At 58.6% G+C, this 19,858-nt stretch carries 28 protein-coding genes; 18 read left to right on the top strand and 10 right to left on the bottom strand.

The window, feature by feature from the left end; genetic code table 11:
* Nucleotides 1–75: 75 nt before the first annotated feature.
* Nucleotides 76–1,395: a FliI/YscN family ATPase gene (locus tag AC2TEL_RS18045; RefSeq protein ID WP_480906053.1), complete on the bottom strand. Its 1,320-nt coding sequence runs from the start codon at nt 1,393–1,395 to the stop codon at nt 76–78.
* 106 nt (nt 1,396–1,501) lie between these two features.
* On the opposite strand from AC2TEL_RS18045, the gene AC2TEL_RS18050 reads away from it, so the two are divergent.
* Genes AC2TEL_RS18050 through AC2TEL_RS18090 form a run of 9 tightly spaced genes read left to right on the top strand, consistent with a single transcriptional unit; the run spans nt 1,502 to nt 6,035 of the window.
* Nucleotides 1,502–1,888: a FlgB family protein gene (locus AC2TEL_RS18050; protein ID WP_480906056.1), complete on the top strand. Its 387-nt coding sequence runs from the start codon at nt 1,502–1,504 to the stop codon at nt 1,886–1,888.
* A gap of 11 nt (nt 1,889–1,899) precedes the next feature.
* Entirely contained in the window at nt 1,900–2,286 is a 387-nt protein-coding gene (gene flgC, locus AC2TEL_RS18055; protein WP_480905901.1) for a flagellar basal body rod protein FlgC, read from the top strand.
* A gap of 12 nt (nt 2,287–2,298) precedes the next feature.
* Complete coding sequence (gene fliE / locus AC2TEL_RS18060; RefSeq protein ID WP_480905903.1) at nt 2,299–2,589, top strand: flagellar hook-basal body complex protein FliE; 291 nt, start codon at nt 2,299–2,301, stop codon at nt 2,587–2,589.
* 3 nt (nt 2,590–2,592) lie between these two features.
* Complete coding sequence (locus AC2TEL_RS18065; protein ID WP_480838923.1) at nt 2,593–2,865, top strand: flagellar biosynthetic protein FliQ; 273 nt, start codon at nt 2,593–2,595, stop codon at nt 2,863–2,865.
* On the top strand, nt 2,865–3,575 hold the full coding sequence (locus tag AC2TEL_RS18070) for a flagellar hook-basal body complex protein (RefSeq protein WP_480838925.1): 711 nt from the start codon (nt 2,865–2,867) through the stop codon (nt 3,573–3,575). Before AC2TEL_RS18065 ends, AC2TEL_RS18070 begins: the two co-directional genes overlap by 1 nt.
* Nucleotides 3,576–3,595: 20 nt before the next feature.
* Nucleotides 3,596–4,381, top strand: a complete 786-nt coding sequence (flgG, locus tag AC2TEL_RS18075) for a flagellar basal-body rod protein FlgG (RefSeq protein WP_480838927.1) — start codon at nt 3,596–3,598, stop codon at nt 4,379–4,381.
* A complete protein-coding gene (flgA, locus tag AC2TEL_RS18080; RefSeq protein ID WP_480905906.1) occupies nt 4,381–4,794 on the top strand; it encodes a flagellar basal body P-ring formation chaperone FlgA in 414 nt (137 codons plus the stop codon). Before flgG ends, flgA begins: the two co-directional genes overlap by 1 nt.
* Nucleotides 4,794–5,525, top strand: a complete 732-nt coding sequence (flgH, locus tag AC2TEL_RS18085; RefSeq protein ID WP_480838930.1) for a flagellar basal body L-ring protein FlgH — start codon at nt 4,794–4,796, stop codon at nt 5,523–5,525. Before flgA ends, flgH begins: the two co-directional genes overlap by 1 nt.
* 9 nt (nt 5,526–5,534) lie before the next feature.
* Nucleotides 5,535–6,035: a flagellar basal body-associated protein FliL gene (locus AC2TEL_RS18090; protein WP_480905909.1), complete on the top strand. Its 501-nt coding sequence runs from the start codon at nt 5,535–5,537 to the stop codon at nt 6,033–6,035.
* Between the two features lie 37 nt (nt 6,036–6,072).
* On the opposite strand, the gene AC2TEL_RS18095 is transcribed toward AC2TEL_RS18090, so the two are convergent.
* The 8 genes from AC2TEL_RS18095 to AC2TEL_RS18130 all read right to left on the bottom strand — a co-directional run bounded on the left by AC2TEL_RS18095 (nt 6,073) and on the right by AC2TEL_RS18130 (nt 13,253).
* A complete protein-coding gene (locus AC2TEL_RS18095; RefSeq protein WP_480905911.1) occupies nt 6,073–6,468 on the bottom strand; it encodes a hypothetical protein in 396 nt (131 codons plus the stop codon).
* The gene (flhB, locus tag AC2TEL_RS18100; RefSeq protein ID WP_480905913.1) at nt 6,465–7,553 is read right to left on the bottom strand and encodes a flagellar type III secretion system protein FlhB; all 1,089 of its coding nucleotides are present in this window, start codon (nt 7,551–7,553) and stop codon (nt 6,465–6,467) included. The genes AC2TEL_RS18095 and flhB overlap by 4 nt, the downstream gene beginning before the upstream one ends.
* Nucleotides 7,550–8,323, bottom strand: a complete 774-nt coding sequence (locus AC2TEL_RS18105; protein WP_480905915.1) for a flagellar biosynthetic protein FliR — start codon at nt 8,321–8,323, stop codon at nt 7,550–7,552. The genes flhB and AC2TEL_RS18105 overlap by 4 nt, the downstream gene beginning before the upstream one ends.
* The gene (flhA, locus tag AC2TEL_RS18110) at nt 8,320–10,347 is read right to left on the bottom strand and encodes a flagellar biosynthesis protein FlhA (RefSeq protein ID WP_480906059.1); all 2,028 of its coding nucleotides are present in this window, start codon (nt 10,345–10,347) and stop codon (nt 8,320–8,322) included. The genes AC2TEL_RS18105 and flhA overlap by 4 nt, the downstream gene beginning before the upstream one ends.
* Before the next feature lie 69 nt (nt 10,348–10,416).
* Nucleotides 10,417–11,115, bottom strand: coding sequence for a lytic transglycosylase domain-containing protein (locus tag AC2TEL_RS18115; protein WP_480905918.1), 699 nt, complete (start codon nt 11,113–11,115; stop codon nt 10,417–10,419).
* A gap of 73 nt (nt 11,116–11,188) precedes the next feature.
* Nucleotides 11,189–11,617 carry an Lrp/AsnC family transcriptional regulator gene (locus AC2TEL_RS18120; RefSeq protein WP_480838942.1) on the bottom strand — a complete coding sequence of 143 codons (429 nt, stop codon included), beginning with the start codon at nt 11,615–11,617 and terminating at the stop codon, nt 11,189–11,191.
* Between the two features lie 55 nt (nt 11,618–11,672).
* Entirely contained in the window at nt 11,673–12,992 is a 1,320-nt protein-coding gene (locus AC2TEL_RS18125; protein ID WP_480838944.1) for an MFS transporter, read from the bottom strand.
* 3 nt (nt 12,993–12,995) lie between these two features.
* Nucleotides 12,996–13,253, bottom strand: coding sequence for a metal-sensing transcriptional repressor (locus tag AC2TEL_RS18130; RefSeq protein WP_480838946.1), 258 nt, complete (start codon nt 13,251–13,253; stop codon nt 12,996–12,998).
* 130 nt (nt 13,254–13,383) lie between these two features.
* Between AC2TEL_RS18130 and AC2TEL_RS18135 the strand changes: the two genes are divergently transcribed.
* The 7 genes from AC2TEL_RS18135 to AC2TEL_RS18165 all read left to right on the top strand — a co-directional run bounded on the left by AC2TEL_RS18135 (nt 13,384) and on the right by AC2TEL_RS18165 (nt 18,168).
* Nucleotides 13,384–13,998, top strand: coding sequence for a ribonuclease D (locus AC2TEL_RS18135; RefSeq protein WP_480838948.1), 615 nt, complete (start codon nt 13,384–13,386; stop codon nt 13,996–13,998).
* Nucleotides 13,995–14,963: a KpsF/GutQ family sugar-phosphate isomerase gene (locus tag AC2TEL_RS18140; protein WP_480838950.1), complete on the top strand. Its 969-nt coding sequence runs from the start codon at nt 13,995–13,997 to the stop codon at nt 14,961–14,963. The genes AC2TEL_RS18135 and AC2TEL_RS18140 overlap by 4 nt, the downstream gene beginning before the upstream one ends.
* Before the next feature lie 11 nt (nt 14,964–14,974).
* Nucleotides 14,975–15,574 (top strand): LPS export ABC transporter periplasmic protein LptC, encoded by a 600-nt coding sequence (locus AC2TEL_RS18145; protein WP_480838952.1) that lies wholly within the window; start codon nt 14,975–14,977, stop codon nt 15,572–15,574.
* 3 nt (nt 15,575–15,577) lie between these two features.
* On the top strand, nt 15,578–16,069 hold the full coding sequence (locus AC2TEL_RS18150; protein ID WP_480905921.1) for an LptA/OstA family protein: 492 nt from the start codon (nt 15,578–15,580) through the stop codon (nt 16,067–16,069).
* Nucleotides 16,069–16,827 carry an LPS export ABC transporter ATP-binding protein gene (gene lptB, locus AC2TEL_RS18155; protein WP_480838956.1) on the top strand — a complete coding sequence of 253 codons (759 nt, stop codon included), beginning with the start codon at nt 16,069–16,071 and terminating at the stop codon, nt 16,825–16,827. Before AC2TEL_RS18150 ends, lptB begins: the two co-directional genes overlap by 1 nt.
* Before the next feature lie 252 nt (nt 16,828–17,079).
* Nucleotides 17,080–17,643 carry a ribosome hibernation-promoting factor, HPF/YfiA family gene (gene hpf, locus AC2TEL_RS18160; RefSeq protein WP_480862037.1) on the top strand — a complete coding sequence of 188 codons (564 nt, stop codon included), beginning with the start codon at nt 17,080–17,082 and terminating at the stop codon, nt 17,641–17,643.
* A 60-nt stretch (nt 17,644–17,703) separates the two neighbouring features.
* Entirely contained in the window at nt 17,704–18,168 is a 465-nt protein-coding gene (locus AC2TEL_RS18165) for a PTS sugar transporter subunit IIA (protein ID WP_480838960.1), read from the top strand.
* Nucleotides 18,169–18,239: 71 nt separating this feature from the next.
* Here the strand turns inward: AC2TEL_RS18165 and dalA are convergent, their stop codons facing one another.
* Entirely contained in the window at nt 18,240–18,755 is a 516-nt protein-coding gene (gene dalA / locus AC2TEL_RS18170; RefSeq protein WP_480838962.1) for a divisome-associated lipoprotein DalA, read from the bottom strand.
* Nucleotides 18,756–18,923: 168 nt separating this feature from the next.
* Between dalA and AC2TEL_RS18175 the strand changes: the two genes are divergently transcribed.
* Both AC2TEL_RS18175 and AC2TEL_RS18180 read left to right on the top strand, forming a co-directional pair.
* Nucleotides 18,924–19,523, top strand: a complete 600-nt coding sequence (locus tag AC2TEL_RS18175) for a L,D-transpeptidase (protein ID WP_480838964.1) — start codon at nt 18,924–18,926, stop codon at nt 19,521–19,523.
* A 139-nt stretch (nt 19,524–19,662) separates the two neighbouring features.
* Entirely contained in the window at nt 19,663–19,845 is a 183-nt protein-coding gene (locus AC2TEL_RS18180; RefSeq protein WP_480838965.1) for a hypothetical protein, read from the top strand.
* Nucleotides 19,846–19,858: the final 13 nt, after the last annotated feature.

The following is a 19,858-nucleotide window of genomic DNA, read 5'->3' on the forward strand; positions in this document are numbered from 1 at the left end:
ATATCACCCGTCTACCGGGGTAACAGGGCAGGTCTTAAGGTGGACTTAACACTTAAAACTGTCTCGTTTTTCGCATTATCTGGCCAGCCCTGCATGTGCCCGACGCAGGATCAGTGACAGCCTGTTGAAACTGTTTTCGATCCCGTCCGATTCAGGTCTGCCGAAAAACGCATCCAATTCCTCATGCACCCGAACCGCCTGATCCAGCAACGGGTCGGCGCCCTCGGCGTAAAGACCGGCTTTGATCATCACTTCGGATTGTTCGTAACTGCCGACCAGTTTGCGGGTTTCCGAGATCATGCGGTTTTCCTCGTCGGTTGCTGCTTCCGGCAGGCTGCGCGAAACCGATCGGCTGAGGTCAATCGCCGGAAACCGCCCGCGTTCGGCAATGTCGCGGCTCAGGACGATATGACCGTCCAGAACCCCTCGCAGGATATCTGCGACGGGCTCATCCATGTCTGAGCCTGCAACCAGAACGCTGAATACCGCCGTAATGTCACCTTGATCCGCTGTGCCCGGTCCCGCGCGTTCGCACAGGTTGGCAATCATCGGTGTCACGGATGGAGGATAGCCACGCAGCGAAGGTGCCTCGCCCATGGCCGCAGCGATTTCTCTGTGCGCTTCGGCAAACCGAGTCACCGAATCGGCCAGGAACAGGACATTCAGACCCTGATCGCGCAGATACTCGGCCACGGACATCGCCGACCAGGCACAACGGCGACGCGCCAGCGCCGACTGATCCGAAGTCGCGGCCACGACCACCGACCGCTTCATCCCTTCAGTCCCCAAAGCGCGCTGGACAAACTCATTCACTTCGCGCCCGCGTTCACCAACCAATGCGACAACCACAGCATCTGCCTGCATCTCGCGCGCCAGCGTGGCCAGCAGAGTGGACTTGCCAACGCCAGAGCCAGCGAACAGGCCGATGCGCTGTCCGCGTACGATGGGCAGCATGGTATTTAGAACCGCCAACCCGGTTTCCATCCGCTCACCCAAAGGTCTGCGCGCGACAGCAGGCGGCGGCGCACGCAACAGTTCACCCTCCTGCGGGCCACCTAACAGCGGTTTACCGTCGAGCGGTTGACCAAATGGATCAACGACTCGCCCGAGCCAATGCATCCCCGGAGCAAATGCCGCAACAGGTTGCAACACCACCGGATCACCCAGAGATACCCCGTCCGGCGCAGAACCGGGCAGCATATGCACCCTGTCCGATTCGACGTGCAACACCTCGCCCGCGAGGTCCCGCCCTTTGCGACGACGCAGAATCAGGTGATCCCCGATCCGCGCTGTGTCGGACAGACCGTCGATTTCGATCACCCCATGCGCCACGCCCGCCACGCATCCCATATGGCGCAGTGCAGAAATCCTGTCGAATTCGCATTTCAGAATCATCGGATCGAGATCGGACATCGCGGGTTCTCCAACTGGTTTGTCGAAAACGGTTTCTAAAGGAATCGGGGTTAAGCCTTGATTGAAATCGATCGAGGGAGAAGCCCCGATGTTCAATGACCTGAACGTCTTTAAGACAGCGTACGCAATGGCAACCCATGCCGGACAACGGCAAGCTGTCATTGCGCGCAACATGGCCAATGCAGATACTCCGGGTTACCGCCCGCAGGATATCGAGGCCTTTCAGACGGCTTTCGAAGATACTAAGCGCGGGGCCGAAATGGTCGCCACGCGGCAGGGTCACCTGCACGGCGCCTCCGCTGCTCAGCCCTGGGCAGAATATGTCGCTGCCCCGCAGAGTGATCCCAACGGCAACGGTGTTTCGCTGGAAGTGGAAATGCTGAAAGCGGTCGAGGTGAAACGCCAGCATGACCGCGCTCTGGCAATCTACAAATCTTCGATCGGCATGCTGCGCACCAGTTTGGGTCGCGGGTAAGGGAGGGTGAGATGAGCGATTTTTCCCATTCCCTGTCTGCTTCCGCCAGCGCGTTGCGGGCGCAGGCGACGCGGCTGCGCCATGTCTCCGAAAACATCTCGAACGCCGACACGCCGGGCTACCGGCGCAAGACCGTCCCCTTCGAAGCGGTCGAGCGGGACGGTCGCATGACTGTGCAGGCCGGGCAGGTCAGATTGGATCGGCGCGACCCGACGCGCATCTACGACCCGAGTCATCCGATGGCGGATGCAAGCGGCCATTTCCGCGGTTCGAATGTCGATCTGATGATTGAGATCGCCGACGCGCGTGAGGCGCAACGCAGCTACGAAGCCAACCTCAAGATGTTCGACCAGACCCGGCAGATGTCGTCGAGTCTGATGGACCTACTTCGCAAATAAAGGACAGCCAGAATGGATATCCGATCGCTGACCGCGGCACAGAATTATGCCGTCGCGCGCCCCGCAACGCAGGCCAATCCCGATCACGAAGGGATGGCGCAAGGGTTGCGCTCCACTTTCCAGAACTTTGCCGCCACGCTGAAACACAGTGAACAGGCGGCGCAAAGCTCGATGGTCGGACAGGCCGATCCGCACGCGCTGGTGCAGGCGCTGGCCCAGGCCGAACTGGCCGTGGAAACCGCCGTGATCGTCCGCAACAAAGTGGTCGAGGCCTATCAGGAAATCCTGCGGATGCCGGTCTGAGCCATGCTGAGCGAAGGTCTGTTCTATGACATTGTGCGACAGGCGCTTTGGGTCGCGGTGATCACCTCGGTCCCGATCCTGGCGGTCGCGCTGATATCCGGCCTCGCCGTGGGTCTGTTTCAAGCCCTGACCTCGGTGCAGGAAATGACACTGACCTTCGTTCCGAAACTGATCGCCATTGTCATCGTGTTCTGGATCTCGATGGGATTCATGACCCAGACGCTGGTGACCTTTTTCACCACGACCCTCATCCCCTTGATCGCAGGAGGTCGCTGATGGACACCACCTATGTCACCCTCTCTCGCCAATCCGGCCTGTTAAACGAAATGAGGTTGGTCGCGAACAATATCGCCAATGCCAACACCACCGGATACCGGCAGCAGGGGCTGGTCTTCTCGGAATTCGTCCGGGACATGCCGGGTAACCCGTCCCTGTCCATGAGCCGTGCTGAGGCACGCAATACATCGCTGCATCAGGGGGTGCTGACAGAAACCGGCGGCCAGTTCGACTTTGCTGTCGAGGGCAACGGGTTCTTCATGGTCGAAACGCCAGCCGGCAATCGTCTGACCCGTGCCGGCAGCTTCTCGCCGAATGCCGAAGGCGATCTGGTCGCGATGGATGGCGCGCGCGTGCTGGACACCAACGGTGCGCCGGTTTTCGTTCCCCCGGATGCGGCCACGATAGACGTCGGCAGCGATGGCACGCTGAGCGTTGATGGACAGCTACTGGGCCAGATCGGCGTTTACCGCGTGGTTGATCCCAAAGACCTGGTGCGCGAAGGCAATACGCGCTTCCGCACGACGGGCGATGTGGAACCGGTCGAAGAACCGGTCGTCCTGCACCGCTTTCTGGAAGGGTCGAACGTCAACGCTATCGAGCAGGTCACCCGGTTGGTTGAAATCCAACGCGCGTATGAACTGGGCCAAAGCTTTCTGGAAACCGAAGATGAACGGGTTCGTGGGGCGCTCAAGGCCCTGATGCGCTGATTAGAAAAGGAGATTAGGTTATGCGTGCATTGAAGATCGCGGCCACCGGCATGACCGCGCAGCAGATGCGGGTCGAGACGATTTCGAACAACCTCGCGAACATGAACACGACGGGTTACAACGCCCGGCGTGCAGAGTTTGCCGATCTGCATTATCAGCAAATGGCCCGTGCCGGGACAGTGAACGCCTCGGATGGGACGGTACTGCCGACTGGCGTTCAGCTGGGGCTGGGCGTTCGCCCCGCAGCGGTGACAGTTCAGCTGTCACAGGGCGCTCTGTCCGCAACGGGCAGCGATCTGGATATCGCCATCGAGGGGCGCGGATACCTGGAAGTGACCCTGCCAAACGGTCAGTCCGGTTTTACCCGCGACGGAAGTTTGAAACGGTCAGCCGAAGGGTTGATCGTGACTTCGGACGGATTTGCGGTGGCACCCGAGATCACCATTCCCGACGACGCCCGATCCATATCGATCAATGCGGCGGGAGAGGTCTATGCCTATTTCGACGACACTGCCGAGGGCCAGTTGCTGGGTGAGTTCACGTTGGCCAGTTTTTCGAACGCCAAGGGTCTCGAGGCTATCGGTAGCAACCTGTTCAAGGAAACTGAGGCTTCGGGCGCACCTGTGGTGAGCACCCCCGGTGAAGACGGGCTGGGCACGCTGCGGCAAGGGTATCTGGAGGACAGCTCGGTCGATGCCGTGCGCGAGGTCACCGAACTGATCGAAGCGCAGCGGGGTTATGAAATGAATGCCAAGGTCATCTCTGCCGTTGATCAGATGATGGGCGCAACGACGCAGGTGCGCTGATGCGGGGACTGGTTCTGTTTCTGGCAATGGTTCCCATAAACGCGCTGGCCGAGATTGTCGTTCCAACCCGAACCATCCGCGCCAAGGAAGTGATTCAGGCAGAGGATCTGGAAACCAAAGCCCTGGATGCGGTGGGAGCCATCACAACGCCGTCCGATCTGATCGGGCAGGAGGCGCGCGTGGCACTCTATCCGGGTCGTCCCATTCGCCCCGCGGATTTCGGCCCACCTGCAATCGTCAACCGCAACGATCTGGTGATACTGGTCTTTGATCACGCCTTGTTGTCCATCTCGACAGAGGGACGGGCCCTTGGGCGTGGCGCGGTCGGCGAACGGATCCGCGTGATGAATCTGTCATCGCGTACCACAGTAACGGGCCTTATCCGGGCCGACGGTCAAATCGAGGTTCAGTAATGCCCTATTTTCCCGCTTTCCTTCTATTGTCTTTGGTTGTCGTTTCCGCCTGCGGGCGCATGGATCACTTGGGTAAGCCGCCGAGCCTGACACCCAATACCGAATCCCCCGAACATGTTGCGATGCTTTGGCCAGGGCTGCCGCTGCACACGCAATCCCAACGGACGGTCGATCAATCCTCGTTGTGGAGCGGCGGGCAGCACTCGCTGCTTGGTGATCAACGCGCGATAAAAAAAGGGGACATTCTGACCGTCGTGATCGAGCTGGATGAGAAGGCAGAGATATCAAATGACACAAACCGGTCACGGGTCGGGTCGGAAAGCCTCGCCGTGCCCAGCCTTTTTGGCCTGCCGCAACGCGCCGCGGACCGATTGCCGACCGGCGCGTCCCTGGACGAGGCCGTTTCGATCGACTCGGAATCGTCCAGCAAGGGAAAAGGTTCGGTCAAACGCAAAGAGAAGCTGACGCTCCGGGTTGCAGCAACGGTCATTGACGTCTTGCCAAACGGTGTTCTGTCGATCTCGGGCACGCAGGAGCTGCGTGTGAATTTCGAACTGCGAGAGCTTCTTGTGTCCGGATATGTTCGGCCCGAGGACATCTCGCGCCAGAATGAGATCACTTATGACAAGATCGCGTCGGCGCGGGTGTCCTATGGCGGTCGTGGGCAGATCACAGATGTGCAGCAACCGCGATACGGTCAGCAGATTCTTGACTCATTGCTCCCGTTCTGAGGTGCCGACGTGCTGAAAAAGCTTGTACCTATTGTCTTTCTGACCGCAGGCCTCGCCGTTGGCGTCGGTGCAGGGAATGTGCTGAAGCCAGCAAACAAGGCGCTGGACGCGGTCGGTAAAGACACTGCCGAAGTCAAGCCGGGAAAAGGTAGCTCTGTAAAGTTCAAGGAAAACGAAAAATCCGCCCAGTTCGAATACCTGAAGCTAACAAAGCAATTCGTGGTTCCTGTCGTAGCAGATGACGAGATCTCCGCGTTGGTCACGATGTCCCTCAGCCTCGAAGTGAGCCCAGGTCTTGCGGAATCCTTCTACGAGATAGAGCCCAAACTGCGGGACGGGTTTCTACAAGTGCTTTTCGACCACGCCAATATCGGCGGTTTTGACGGTGCGTTCACGCAGTCCGACAATCTGACCACACTGCGCAATGCATTGCTGGAGGTTGCCCGCAAAGACCTGGGCGAGGACGTTTCCCGCGTTCTGATCATGAGCGTTGCCAGACAGGATACGTAGATCACCTTGCACTGATTGCACCCTTAGTTCCGTCGATCTATTCGATGATTTGCGATATCCACGTGCCCTGTTGTGACAGCCGTCTCTTGACGAACTCCTGCTGCAACAGATCATCGACAGCCCGTTTCCGGCCAAATGCCTTACGCAAGTTCTCGATCGCGGCCAGTTTTTGCGCGCGCAGCCTGGCAAGTTCGATATTCAGCTGGCGGCGGGTTGCCGATTCCCATCCATGCCAGAGCATGTCGCTGCCCGTGACCCGATAACCTTCCGTCTGATCACCTTCTGATCGCACCTGAGAAAGCTGAGCGCTCAGGCGCGCCAATTCCCGCTGCACGCTCGCCTCTTTTTGAAGTAGCGGGCGAAGCTGTTGAAATTCTTTCTGAAAGGCGGCTTCGGTCACCGCGGCGAGGTCGGAGATCCGGGCGCGGGTCATGCGATCTGCTCCTTTGTCCGTTTTCGCATTGCTTCGGCAAACCGGATTGCAGCGGCTACGGGGCGATAGTGTTCTTCGGCGATCTCCTGCCCAATTTCGACAGTGGCATGCAGCGCTCGTGCGGTTGGCGGGTCGGAATGAATGGGCACACCTGCCTCGCCGGCAGATGATCTTATGGCGGCCGCAACTTCATCCAACCCCTTGGCAACACAAACTGGCGCAGTGCCGGCGGCACGCGACCATTTCAGCGCGACTGCGTAGTGCGTCGGATTGACAATAACGACGTCAGCCTTCGGAACATCGGCCATCATCTGATTGGATGCGATGTCCTGCGCCCGCTGACGGCGGTGTTGCTTGACGTGAGGATCGCCTTCGGCATCCTTGGTTTCGTCCTGAATCTCCTTTCGTGACATCCGATTCTTGCGCATGTGTTCGGCGTGCTGCCAAAGATAGTCGACAGCACCGATTCCCAATGCAATGGCGATCACGATGAACAGGAAGCGAAACAGAAGGTTCATCATCAGCAGGATCGAAGAGCGAGCAGGCGCAGCGCTGGCTGACAGGATCTCGGAAAGGTTCGCGTGCAAAAAAAATGTCAGGCAAGCGCCATAGATCAGCAGTTTGACAAAACTCTTTGCGAATTCGAACAGACCGCCCCGACCAAACTTGTTTTTGGCATTCGATGGGATCGAAATTCGTGATGTGCGCGGCTTGAGCTTGTCGGGCGCAAAGACAAGCGCGCGCTGGGCGATCAGGCTTAGCAGGACAGCCACAGCCGGGATCGCAAACAACAGGGACACCGGGACAAGCGTCGCCTTCAACAAGCCACCAACCGGGCCGAAGGAAGGCCCAGTGGTGAGCAGGTTGGAAAACTGCTCGGGCTGGTCAACCAGAGCCACGAATACTGATCCAAGGCGTTCTACCGAATAATGTCCTGCTGCCAGCAACGCGATCAACAATCCGGAATAGGCGGCAACCACAGAAAGGTCGTTGGACTTGGCCACCTCTCCCTTCTTCCGAGCCTTTTGCAGCTTTTGTGGCGTCGGCTCAAATGACTTGTCACTGTCATCGTCCTGTCCGCTCATCGTGGTCGTCCCAACGGATTCTGGAGAAACACAATCAGCGCTTCGGACCAGACGGACAGGATAAGAGGTGTTCCGGCAAAGAGAAGAAATAGGCCCGCAAAGGTAATGGCCGGGGCGCCGACGAAGGCCACCATGAGCTGTGGCATGGCCCGGTTAATGACCCCCAGCGCAAGGTTGTAAATCAGCGAGGCGATGACAAACGGGGTCGCCAGGGAGAAGGCCAGGCCAAAACTGCGTGAGATTTGCTGAACGCCCCAATGCGACAGATCCGGGGCTGCGGGTGTGGCTCCGACCGGAAACAAGGTGTAGCTGAACACCATGAATTGTGCCGCACGGATATGCAGACCCATCAAAACGGCCAAAGTCAGGCCAGCCAAAGTCAGCAAATATCCCATCGCCGGTACCGGATCGGCCGCCGCCCCGCCCAGAATCTGGGACAGCGATGTGGCTTGCGCCGCGATCGAACCTGCAGTCTGAAGGGCCAGCACAAACAAGCGCAATCCGATGCCCAACGCCAAACCGATCAGTATCTCGGTGCCGATCAAGCCGACCGTCGAAATCAAATTCTGTTGGCTGACAGGTAATGGAATTGCCGGTGTCACGATCAGTGTGAAAGCCGCCGCAATTCCCAGTTTCACCTGCCGCGGGATACTGCGTTCACCAAAGGCCGGCAGTACCGAAACCAGTGCAGAGATCCGCAGAAACACGGTAAAGACATGCAAGAGGCCATCCCCCAACTGAGCCGGCAACTCTGTCGGCAAGGCAATCATGCAGGCACCGTTCCGACCAGCGCGGGCCGCGCTTCGAGGCCTATTTCCTCGAATGACAGGACGGGGTTTGACACCCCACGCGCATGCATGATCGTGCGCAGTAACCGGCGCCGCCGGGTTGACGTTACAATCGCCGGGAACAGCCCGTGATCAGCAGATTGCGCAACACTGGCGACAACGCCATCGGCCAGTTTGTTGAACAGGTTGGGCGGCAGGGCAACATCAAGACCGGCATTGGGCGCGTCGATCTGATAAGTGGTGAACGTATCCTCCCATTCTGGGGCCAGCTGGATCAGCGGGATCGACCCGTCCTCACGTTTCATATCGGCAACGAGTTGAAAACCCAGCCGCTGGCGCACGAGTTCGCAAATGCCCTCGGGCTGTGTGGTGGTCAGGCGCGCCTCGGCCACGCTTTCCAGGATCAGGGCCATATTGCGGATCGAGACCCTCTCATCCAGCAGCAGGCGCAGCACCGCGTGCAGCGTATCGATTGGCACCTTGTCGGGGATCAGCTCGTCCAGCAGCTTGCGGTTGGCTTCAGCCCGGACCGGATCGCTGAGGCGGGTCATCTCGGACAGCAGGCGTCGCAGTGACTTGAGCGTCAGCAGCCGCGAGAAATTCTGTTTGATGATTTCCAGCAGATGGGTCGCCAGAATCTCGGGCGGTGTGACGATGGTGGCACCGTTCAGGGCGGCGGCCTCCTGATCCTTGGGCAGAATCCAACGGGCTGGGGCACCATAGACCGGTTCGGTTACATCGGTTCCGTCTGGTAGCAGCTCATGGCCATCCTGCACCAAGGCCAGAACCAGATCGGAATTCAGAACACCGCGCGCCTGTTCCACACCCTGAACCTTGATCACGTAGGTGCCAGTGGGCAGTTCGGCGCGATCTGTCAGGCGAATCTCGGGCAGGATCAGCCCATAGCTGGATGCAACGTAGGTCCGCATATTGGCGATCCGCGCGTCCAGCCCCGTTCCCGGATCCAGCACCATGCTGACCAGATCTGGCGCAAATTCCAGATGCACATCGTCCAGATCCAGAATATCGCCGATCGCTTGCGAGACAGATGTGTCCGCTTCCGCCTCGGGCGATTGATTGGCCAGCTCCTGCTCTTTTTGAGCGCGATGTACAGAATAGGCGGCGTAACCCAGCACGCCCGCCCCCAGAATGAAAGGCAAAAAGGGCAGCCCGGGGACCAGTGCAAACAGCACCATAAGAACGGCAACCGTGCCCAACGCCGCCGGGTGCCGTCCAAGCTGCGAGAAAATGGCATTGTCAGTTGCCCCTTTTGTTCCCCCACGGGCCAGCAGGAGAGCCGAAGCAATTGAGATGATCACGGCCGGGATTTGCGACACCAACCCGTCACCGACCGTCAGGATCGCGTAGGTTTCAAAGGCCGACGCGACCGGCATGCCGTGCACGATCACCCCCATTACCAGACCCATTACGAGGTTCAGCAAGGTGATCAACAGCCCCGCGACTGCATCGCCCTTGACGAATTTCGACGCCCCGTCGAGCGAGCCGAAGAAGGTCGTCTCCTGTTGCTCGCGCTCGCGCCGTTCCTTGGCCTGCTGGTGATCGATCGCTCCGGCGGACATGTCGCTGTCGATGGCCAACTGTTTGCCGGGCATCCCGTCCAGTGCAAAGCGGGCCCCGACCTCGGCCATGCGGGCGGCACCTTTGGTGATCACCATGAAATTCACGATAAGCAGCACGCCGAACACCACGAGACCGAGGAATATGCTGCCGCCCATGACGAACTGGGCAAAGCCTTCGATGACGTCGCCTGCCGCATTGGTGCCTGTGTGACCCTGACCGATGATCAGCTTGGTCGAGGACACGTTCAGCGACAGGCGCAGCATCAGAGAGGCCAGCAGTATTGTCGGGAAGGACGAAAAATCCAGCGGTCGTTCGATAAACAGGGTCAGGGTGAAGATCAGGATCGCCAGCGCGAACGAGGCCGCCAGCCCGACGTCCAGAACCCAGGCCGGCATTGGGAGGATCATCATCACGATGACTGTCATCAGGGCTATGGCCAGAAGGACTGTTGGCGAGAACAGGGTGCGGATGTCGATCCGGGGCACGTGCGGCTCCTAATTGAAGGCGATGAAGGCGGCAACAGAACCAGATGCGGGTACCAGAGAGCCGAGCGTGCTCTGTCGGGTTTCGGCGCCCCACTCGGGTATCAACGGCGTGGCTGGCTGTGTGAACGGGTCGCGCGAAGCCTGAGTGGAATGCTCCGTAGGTGCGCCGTCCAGCTGCGTCAGAACCGTTTGAAACCGGCCGGAATACGCGGCGGCCAGATTTGGTGTGCGGGAATGATAGGCCCCGGCCGCAGCAGCCCACGATCCCAGCTCGGTATGCAGCTGCTTGAGAAAGCGGGCAGCGTAGCCTGCGTTTTCCGCCGGATCAAACATGGCGTCGATCGATTGAAACGCCTTGCCGTGCCAGCGGTAGTTGATCTGAAAACAGCCGACATCGAAGCTGCGTGTGCCGGATCTGAAAATGTCGAAGACGTAGGCTTTGGCTTCAGCCTCGGACCCGAACCAATACCCTTGCCCTTCGACATTGACGGCCCAGGGCCAGGGCTCCAGCCGTCCGCCTTGCACGCGCCCGGTTTCAACGCGGGTAATTGCCCTCAGCACATCCAGAGGCACCCCTTCGGATTGTGCCGCGCGTCTCGCGGCCTGATCGCAGATACCGACCGAATCAGAAATAGGAGCAGCCAACGCACAAAGCGGCGCAAATACCTGCGCCAGCATGAGAAATATCAAGGTCTTTGCGTGGGGCATTCTGCCGGTCCGGGGTTTTGATCAATCCGGGACAAGCTAGCCAGTTTTCGGTTTACAGAGGGTTAGCGCGGCCTCAGTTTCGGTCGATCCGGCGACCAAAGACCACGCTTGTATTGGTGCGCAGAACGCCGGGTATCCGGGCGAGGTCATCCACCAGAATGTCGAGATCTTCGATACGGGGGGCTTCCGCTGACAGAAGAAGGTCGAACTCGCCATTGATCGACAGGCATAGTTTGACCTCCGGGTAAGCCTCGAGCCGCTTTATGATGCGGTTGGTTTCCTTTTGCTGCACCTCCAGCAGGACAACGACCTGAACCCGTGGCGTATCTTCGGTCTCGCCCAAAATCACTGAATAGCCGGCAATCACGCCACGTTCTTCCATCCGGCTGATACGTTCGTGAACGGTCGTGCGCGCGACACCCAACGTCGCGGCAATATGCGTCGTCGAAGCGCGAGCGTTGTTTTGCAGTGCGGCAATGATACGGCGGTCAAGCGAGTCCATGCGTGCTCCGTTTCGGGCGGGGTTTTCGCTGTTTAGAACAGGTCGCGATCCGGGCTCAAGGTTTGTGCGGAAACCGCGGGTGCAAATCGTCGATGATGATTGGATGAGAGTGCGGTCTGTCGCCGGCGATATGCGGATGATCCCGCGGCAGGTCGGGGTGTTCGTGCTCGACAGGCGCATCATCACGGCGTGGCCAAATGATCAGAGCTGCGACCAATCCCAGGATAGAAAAGGTCGTCATCCACGCCAGCGCCGCAGTGGCGCCGAGCCCGGTCATCAGCCCACCGGCCAGTGGATACAACGCCAGCCAGCATCCGTGAGAAAGAGTGAACTGGGCGGCAAAAACGGCCGGCCGGTCTTCGGGCTGGGCCGAACGTGTCAGCAACCGCCCGGAAGGGGTCAGTGTGGCCGAATAGCCAAACCCGGTGCAAGCCCAGAGAATTGTCAAAAGACCAAGCGACAAGGGTACTGCCGCCGCCAATATGGCCGCCGCAGCCATGGCCGCAATGCCAAAGGCGGCACCAGTCATCATGACTTTGCGATCCTCGAACCGCTCCAAAAGGTTTGGCAGTGCAAAGGCAGCGAGCATCGAGCCGCCCCCAAACCCGGCCAGTGCGATGGCAACGGCGCTTTCGGACAGGCCCAGATCGCTTCGTACAATGACCACAGTGTTTACGATCACCATCGAACTGAGTGCCGCCGCGCTCCAGCTCAGGGCCAGAAGCCCTCGCAAACGGGGCGTATTCAGGTAGATGCGAATTCCTCGGGTGGTGCGGTCATAGATACCGCGCGGTTTGCCCGGCTTGGGAGAGGGCAGCGCGACCGAAACCACAAGAAGCGCCGAGGCGACAAACCCAATGCCTGTTCCCCAGAACAAACTGTCAAAACTGACAATCAGCAGCACAGCCGCCGCCAGCATCGGGCTGAGCAGGCTTTCAAGGTCATAGGCCAGTCGCGAGAGGGACAGAGCCTTGGTGTAGTCCCTCTCGTCCGTCAGGACGTCGGGGATGGTGGCCTGAAAGGTCGGTGTGAATCCTGCCGATGCCGATTGCAGCATGAAAATCAGCACATAGACCTGCCAGACCTCGGTGACAAAGGGCAAACACAACGCCACTGCAGCACGCACCAGATCCAACACAACCAGCATCCTGCGCCGGTCCAGTCGTTCGGCAAAGGCAGCAGCAACCGGAGCAACGGTGACATAGGCGACCATCTTTATGGTCAGCGCCGTACCCAGCACCAGACCCGCGGCGTCGCCGGCCAGATCAAATGCCAGCAGACCCAGCGCGACAGTCGCCAGCCCTGTTCCGGTCAACGCAACAACCTGCGCGGCCAGAAGGTGACGGTACACTCGGTTGCTGAGAATGCTGAGCATCGTTCAGAGATACTTTGTGATGGTCTTGAAGTCTTCGATCCCACCGCTTTCGGTATCGGACGTCAGACAGTTTTCAATGTGGTCGTGAATCAGGACGCGTTTTGCGTTGGTTATGGCTTTTTCCACGGCAAAGAGCTGCTGCGCGATGTCCGCACAGGGCGCGTGATTGTCCAGCATCGCAAGGACCTTGGCCAAATGCCCGTGCGCGCGCTTCAGCCGTGCGGCCACCCTGGGATGGGATTGATGGGTGCGTTTAGTCATGATTATCCCTATCCCCCCCTAGAGGATCGAGTCAAGATCACATCACCTGCCCCCCTTCAATGGTCGGATGGCGTTGAGTTTGATCTCCAAACCCCCTATTTCGGGGCGAAAGTGTTTGAAGGATATTTCCGTGGCGAACCATCTGTACAAAAACGACCTGCCGGACGGGCTGGACCTGGGTCCTGTTGTGGCCATCGATTGCGAAACCATGGGTCTGAACCCTCACCGGGATCGGCTATGCGTTATCCAGATGTCCGGTGGTGACGGCGACAGCCATATCATTCAGGTGGAAATGGGACAGACCAAAGCGCCCAACCTGTGCGCCATGCTTGAAAATCCGGACGTGTTGAAGCTGTTCCATTTTGGCCGCTTTGACATCGCCGCCATGTACCATACGTTCGGTGCGCTGGCAGCTCCGGTCTATTGCACCAAGATTGCCAGCCGTCTCGTGCGCACCTACACCGACCGGCACGGGCTGAAGAACCTGTGCCAGGAATTGCTGGGCGTCGATATCTCGAAACAGCAGCAGATGAGCGATTGGGGCGCCGAAACTCTGTCCGAGGCGCAACTGGAATATGCCGCGTCCGACGTGCTTTACCTGCACCAGCTGCGCGACGGTCTGAATGCGCGTCTTGAACGCGAAGGCCGGACCGAGATGGCTCAGGCCTGTTTTGACTTCCTGCCGATGCGTGCGAAACTCGACCTCGCCGGTTGGCCCGAAACGGATATCTTTGCGCACTCATGACCGATACCGAAGCATTCCTGCGAACTGCCCGTCAGGTCGTCACCGATGAAGCCCGCGCGCTGGACGTGCTGGCCGACAGCCTGGACGAGCACTTTGCCAAGGCCGTGCAGCTGATCCTGCAAGCAACCGGGCGCATCATCATCAGCGGTATCGGAAAATCAGGCCATATCGGCCACAAGATTGCCGCCACGCTGGCCAGCACCGGTACGCCGGCCTATTTCGTGCATCCGGCCGAGGCCAGCCATGGTGATCTGGGAATGGTGTCCAAGGGCGATGTGGTTCTGGCCATTTCGAACTCGGGCGAAGCGCCAGAGCTGGCAAACTTGCTGGCTTTCACCCGCCGCTTTGGCATTCCGTTGATTGGCCTGTCCAGCAAGCCTGAAAGCACGTTGATGAAACAGGCCGACGTACATCTGCTGATTCCTGCTATGGGGGAAGCCTGTGGGTTTGGCATGGTGCCGTCGATCTCGACAACGCTGACATTGGCGATGGGGGATGCATTGGCGATTGCGCTGATGAAATACCGCGATTTTAAACCTGAAGATTTCCGCGCCTTCCACCCTGGCGGCAAGCTTGGAGCGCGGTTGAGCACTGTGCGCGACCTGATGCATTCCGGAGCAGCGTTGCCACTGGTACAAGCCCATACCGCTATGAGTGATGCCCTGATCGAGATCAGCCAAAAAGGATTTGGTGTAGCCGGGGTGACAGACGCGCAAGGGCATTTGGTGGGGATCATCACCGACGGCGACCTGCGGCGCCATATGGACGGTCTGCTGGAAAAAACCACAGAACAGGTCATGACCGAGAAACCGACCACCATTGCCCCGGGTGCGCTGGCCGAAGAGGCCGTGGCAATCATGAATGACCGGAAAATCACTTCGCTCTTTGTTGTCGATGCTGACATGCCGGGGCAGGCGCAGGGCCTGCTGCACATCCACGACTGCCTGCGCGTCGGGTTGGGCTGAGGGAGGTCGCCGTGGATCGCCATTCCAGATGGGTGCAGTTCCTCAAAGTGGTGCTGCCACTGACGGCGATCATCTTGCTGTCCACGGTCTTCCTGCTGTCGCGCAGTATCGAGACCAACGTCTCGGTACCGTTTTCGCGCGAAGCGATTGATGATCGACTGGCCAATCAGGCAGTCACGAACCCGAACTACAAGGGTGTGACCAGCAAAGGCGAAGAAATCCAGGTTGTGGCCGAGCGTGCCACGCAGGGCAACGAAAACTCCGTCCCGACGGCGTCAGAGCTTCACGGACGTTATGGGCTGAACAACGGTGGCGCCATAGTGCTGGAATCCAATTCGGGATCGATCCGCCCGGACAAGGGCACCGCGACTTTTGTCGGGGAAGTCGTGATCACCACGGCGGATGGTATCCGGGTCACGACGGACTTGCTCAACACGTCGCTGGACGAAGTTCGCGGCGACACGCCCGGACAGATCGATGGAACCGGCCCGATCGGAGACTTTACCGCCGGACGCATGACTTTTGGGACGGAAAAAGAAGGCGGGCCGGTCCATATTCTTTTTACAGACGGCGTGAAGCTGATATACGAGCCACAGAAAGCTGAAAGATAACCTGTGTTTGATTTACGTGTAGCTGCAATTTGTATCGCTTTGGCAAGTGGCGCAGTCCCGGCATCGGCGCAAGAGGCGCAGGTGGCCTTCGGGGCGGTCAAGGCCGACCCCACTTTGCCGGTCGAGGTTACGTCCGAAACGCTGAACGTGAATCAAGCGGACGGATCAGCCGAGTTTCAGGGTAATGTCATTGTCGTTCAGGGGGAAATGCGTCTGACGGCCGAACGTGTGCTGGTTATTTACAACAACGACCGCTCGGCCATCGATCGGCTGGAGGCGACCGAGAACGTGGTTCTTGTCAGCCCCCCCGACGCGGCCGAAGGTGACTGGGCAGAATACACCATCGATTCCGGCGTGATCAGGATGAACGGCAACGTTCTTTTGACCCAGGGACCAAGTGTTATCAGCGGCGATCAGATGATCGCGAACCTGACCACGGGGACTGCGACAATGTCAGGCCGGGTCAAAACCATTCTGCAACCGGGTGGCAATTGATGAACCGCCCGAACCTGTCCATTGCCGAGGGCACTTCCGGTCTGAAGATCGAGAAGCTGCGAAAGTCCTACCGCAAGAAAACCGTCATCCGCGATGTGTCCATGACGCTGGGCCGTTCGGAAGTTGTGGCATTGCTGGGGCCGAACGGGTCCGGGAAGACAACAACGTTCTATTCGGTCGCGGGTTTGGTTTTTCCCGAGGCCGGGACCGTCACCATTGACGGTCAGAACGTCACGACTTTGCCGATGTACCGCCGTGCGCGCATGGGAATAGGATACCTGCCACAGGAAATGTCGATCTTTCGCGGCATGAGCGTCGAAGACAACATTGCGGCCGTACTGGACATCACCGTCAAACACACACACCGCCGCAAGGAACGGCTGGAAGAGCTGTTGTCGGACTTCTCGATCGAGCATCTGAGGCGAGCACCGGCGCTTGCGCTGTCGGGGGGTGAACGTCGGCGGGTCGAAATCGCCCGTTGCCTGGCGGCCGATCCGAAATATCTGCTTCTGGACGAACCGTTTGCGGGTGTTGATCCGATCAGCGTGGGTGACATCCGCCATCTGGTCGCCGATCTGAAAAAACGCGGTATCGGTGTGCTGATCACCGACCATAACGTCCGGGAAACGCTCGAAATTGTGGATCGCGCCTATATCCTTCACGACGGTCAGGTATTGATGTCCGGCACCCCGGACGAAGTGGTCGAAAACGAAAACGTACGCCGGGTTTATCTGGGCGAAAACTTCCGTATTTCATGATGTTACGCAGAAATGCGCCCAGCGCATGCCGGAAATCGCGTATATACACACCTGTTTTGATTGACTCTTCCCCCGGCTCTTGTCTCAATTGGTCCATGGCATTTCTTCGGTTCCAGTCTGGATCTCGATGTCCCTTCTTTGAAGGGCCAGTTCGGAGACAACCGCAAAAAATGTCGTTACCCCCCACCCGATAAAAACAAGTCAGTCGCGCATCGCGGCGTCAGAATGGGTGTGAATTGTGAAGGAGATCACATGCGTTACCAAATCAGCGGAAAACAGATCGACATCGGCACAGCCCTGCAGACTCATGTGCAGACCGAGCTGAACGAGGCTGTTGGCAAATATGCCCAGCGCCCGACGGACGCCAACGTCGTCTTTTCCCGTTCAGCGCATGAATATGTATGCGAAACCACCGTACATCTGTCGACCGGCCTGACCGCTCAGGCCAAGGCCCACGCAACCGAAATTTACGCGGCGTTTGAGGCATGCTGCGATAAAATGGAAACACAGTTGCGCCGCTACAAGCGTCGCCTGAAGGATCACCACAAGGACCGGTCCGAGCCGGTTGAACTCTTTGGCGCGTCCTCTTATATCCTCGCCTCTGACGAGTCGGAGACGGCTGACGAGCCCGATTCTCTGCAGCCTATGATTGTGGCTGAGATGGAAACCAAGATCCCATCGCTGAGTGTTGGTGAGGCCGTGATGCAAATGGAACTTGCGGGTGCCCCGGTGCTGGTGTTCCGGAACGAGAACAAGGATGGGTTGAATGTCGTGTACCGTCGGGATGACGGCAATATCGGCTGGATCGATCCGTAATAGGCAAGGAAGAACGGCACGCTCTCGCGTACAGCGGGGGCATAGCCGAGGAGCGTAATCATGGAGCTTTCGAGCATACTGAAGCCCGAAGCAGTGCGTGTATTGTCTGCGGCTTCCAGCAAGAAACGGCTGTTTCAGGAAATTGGCGATGTCGGCGCGGCAACCCTTGGATTGGATGCGCAGATAATCGTCGATAGTCTGCTTGAACGTGAAAGCCTTGGGCCGACGGGTGTCGGGCATGGGGTGGCCCTGCCGCATGCGCGCCTGACCGAGTTGGACGCGGTTTCCGGTGTTTTCGTTCTTCTCGAAAAGCCGCTGGATTTCGGTTCGGTTGACCGGCAGCCTGTGGATCTGGCGTTTTCTCTGTTTGCGCCTGAGGAGGCCGGGGTTGACCATCTAAAGGCGCTGGCATTGGTGTCCCGAACGTTGCGCGATCAGACGGTCTGCGCCAAATTGCGGGCCAACCCTGATCCGGTCAAACTGTACGCGATCCTGACTGAGGCGCAGTCCATGCAAGCGGCCTGATCAGCCAGAAAACCTTCCAACGAAAAAGCCCCCGTTTTTCGGGGGCTTTGTCATTTTGAAGTGCTCTGGGCTTAACCGCCCGCACCCATTTCCAGGGTCCACCAAATCTTGCCGCCACCTTCCTGATGCCAGGCAAACCCCATCTGAGTTGCCTTCGGGTCCAGAATGACGGCCCGGGGACCTGGTTCCTGCATCCACGCGGCCAGTGTTTCGGTTTCGGTCTCATAGGTCTCCGAAATTGCTTCGCCCAGGAATGTTCCGAAGTATCCGACCCGGACCGCCCGATCCAACGGCGACGATCCGTCCGATCCGAAATGCCAAGGGCGGTTTTGCCGGGCCATGTCCTTGGAATGCGTCGCCGCGGCTGCGTTCAGTTGCGCATTCAGTTGCACTGGCTGCAAACCCTGCGCCTGACGCAACGCGTTAACCGAATCGAGCATTCGGAACTGCAGCTTTTCAGGGTTGCCGCGGATCTTGTAAACGGTGGGCAAGGGTTGTCCATCGACGCCCAGAGTTGGCGCACGCGAATCAGTACAGGCGGCCAGAGTGGCGAAACACAGCAGGAGAATGGATAAAATACGCGTCATGTTTGGCTCAATATTAGTGTCGATACCGGAAATAGCTTGCCTGACCGCCCGGGGCAAATGTGCATTGGCGCAACCTTGCATAATTCTGCCGGTTTGATTTGCGACTGAAGCATTCTGGCCATAAAATGACCCGGATTTCGCACCGGAACATACAAAGGACCGTCCGACATGGTCAAAAAGCGCATTATTTCACCGACACGCCGCGGTTTTATCGCAGGCGCGGCGGCGGGCCTGGCGTCCCCGGCCTTGGCCCAATACATCCCGGGTGATCCATTGCGGCCCGCTCCAGAGCCGGAGCCGCAAGTGCGCCGCAATATCTCGGGTTTCCGCGCGCTGAGCTGGGAGCCTTATTTCTCGAACACCAAGAATGGCGCAATTCTGGTCGATACGGTGTCACGGGCGCTGCATTATTGGTCAGATGATCAAACTGTGTACAAACTCTATCCCTCGTCGGTGCCGCTGACCGAGGAATTGACGCGTCGTGGACGCACCAGCGTCATTCGCAAAGTGGAGGGGCCAAGCTGGTCACCGACACCTTCGATGAAAAAGCGCAACCCCGAATGGCCGGACTATATTCCGCCGGGTCCGGATAACCCATTGGGAACGCACGCTTTATATCTGAGTTGGAAGTACTACCGCATCCATGGCACCCATGACACGCGCAAAATCGGTCGCCGTTCGTCGAATGGCTGTATCGGTCTGTTCAACGAAGACATCGCCGAGCTGTTCGGAATGGCGAAAGTAGGCACGCAAGTGTTGCTTATTTGACGACACTTTCGCGCGCGAACCTGCTTACATTGCAAGTTATATTTGCAATCCATGGGCATAGCTGATTAGTAAAACTCACGAGGTAAGTCTTAGATGTGCGGTTTCGATTTACGGAATCGTGCAAATTCTGGAGGTTAATATGAAGAAACTCGTTCTCGCTGCTGCTCTGACTGCTGCTGCTTCGACCGCATATGCAGGCAACCTGGAAGAGCCGGTTGTTGAAGCACCTGTTGTTGTCGAAGAGACCCAGGGCACGTCGCAGGGTATTCTCCTGCCGCTGATCCTGCTGGTTGTTGTTGCCGCAGCCGTTGCAGCTGGCTAAGTCGACGAGACTC

The organism is Ruegeria sp. HKCCD9138, from assembly GCF_057220975.1.

Bases quoted from the DNA above. Each gene is read 5' to 3' on its own strand.
- flhB (WP_480905913.1), bottom strand. From the start codon at position 7,553: ATGAGCGGACAGGACGATGACAGTGACAAGTCATTTGAGCCGACGCCA.
- AC2TEL_RS18070 (WP_480838925.1), top strand. From the start codon at position 2,865: ATGGACACCACCTATGTCACCCTCTCTCGCCAATCCGGCCTGTTAAAC.
- fliE (WP_480905903.1), top strand. From the start codon at position 2,299: ATGGATATCCGATCGCTGACCGCGGCACAGAATTATGCCGTCGCGCGC.
- flgC (WP_480905901.1), top strand. From the start codon at position 1,900: ATGAGCGATTTTTCCCATTCCCTGTCTGCTTCCGCCAGCGCGTTGCGG.
- dalA (WP_480838962.1), bottom strand. From the start codon at position 18,755: ATGACGCGTATTTTATCCATTCTCCTGCTGTGTTTCGCCACTCTGGCC.
- AC2TEL_RS18125 (WP_480838944.1), bottom strand. From the start codon at position 12,992: ATGCTCAGCATTCTCAGCAACCGAGTGTACCGTCACCTTCTGGCCGCG.
- flgH (WP_480838930.1), top strand. From the start codon at position 4,794: ATGCCCTATTTTCCCGCTTTCCTTCTATTGTCTTTGGTTGTCGTTTCC.
- AC2TEL_RS18050 (WP_480906056.1), top strand. From the start codon at position 1,502: ATGTTCAATGACCTGAACGTCTTTAAGACAGCGTACGCAATGGCAACC.
- flgA (WP_480905906.1), top strand. From the start codon at position 4,381: ATGCGGGGACTGGTTCTGTTTCTGGCAATGGTTCCCATAAACGCGCTG.
- flgG (WP_480838927.1), top strand. From the start codon at position 3,596: ATGCGTGCATTGAAGATCGCGGCCACCGGCATGACCGCGCAGCAGATG.
- lptB (WP_480838956.1), top strand. From the start codon at position 16,069: ATGAACCGCCCGAACCTGTCCATTGCCGAGGGCACTTCCGGTCTGAAG.
- hpf (WP_480862037.1), top strand. From the start codon at position 17,080: ATGCGTTACCAAATCAGCGGAAAACAGATCGACATCGGCACAGCCCTG.
- AC2TEL_RS18140 (WP_480838950.1), top strand. From the start codon at position 13,995: ATGACCGATACCGAAGCATTCCTGCGAACTGCCCGTCAGGTCGTCACC.
- AC2TEL_RS18095 (WP_480905911.1), bottom strand. From the start codon at position 6,468: ATGACCCGCGCCCGGATCTCCGACCTCGCCGCGGTGACCGAAGCCGCC.
- AC2TEL_RS18120 (WP_480838942.1), bottom strand. From the start codon at position 11,617: ATGGACTCGCTTGACCGCCGTATCATTGCCGCACTGCAAAACAACGCT.
- AC2TEL_RS18130 (WP_480838946.1), bottom strand. From the start codon at position 13,253: ATGACTAAACGCACCCATCAATCCCATCCCAGGGTGGCCGCACGGCTG.
- AC2TEL_RS18165 (WP_480838960.1), top strand. From the start codon at position 17,704: ATGGAGCTTTCGAGCATACTGAAGCCCGAAGCAGTGCGTGTATTGTCT.
- AC2TEL_RS18115 (WP_480905918.1), bottom strand. From the start codon at position 11,115: ATGCCCCACGCAAAGACCTTGATATTTCTCATGCTGGCGCAGGTATTT.
- AC2TEL_RS18045 (WP_480906053.1), bottom strand. From the start codon at position 1,395: ATGATTCTGAAATGCGAATTCGACAGGATTTCTGCACTGCGCCATATG.
- AC2TEL_RS18105 (WP_480905915.1), bottom strand. From the start codon at position 8,323: ATGATTGCCTTGCCGACAGAGTTGCCGGCTCAGTTGGGGGATGGCCTC.
- flhA (WP_480906059.1), bottom strand. From the start codon at position 10,347: ATGACAGTCATCGTGATGATGATCCTCCCAATGCCGGCCTGGGTTCTG.
- AC2TEL_RS18065 (WP_480838923.1), top strand. From the start codon at position 2,593: ATGCTGAGCGAAGGTCTGTTCTATGACATTGTGCGACAGGCGCTTTGG.
- AC2TEL_RS18175 (WP_480838964.1), top strand. From the start codon at position 18,924: ATGGTCAAAAAGCGCATTATTTCACCGACACGCCGCGGTTTTATCGCA.
- AC2TEL_RS18180 (WP_480838965.1), top strand. From the start codon at position 19,663: ATGAAGAAACTCGTTCTCGCTGCTGCTCTGACTGCTGCTGCTTCGACC.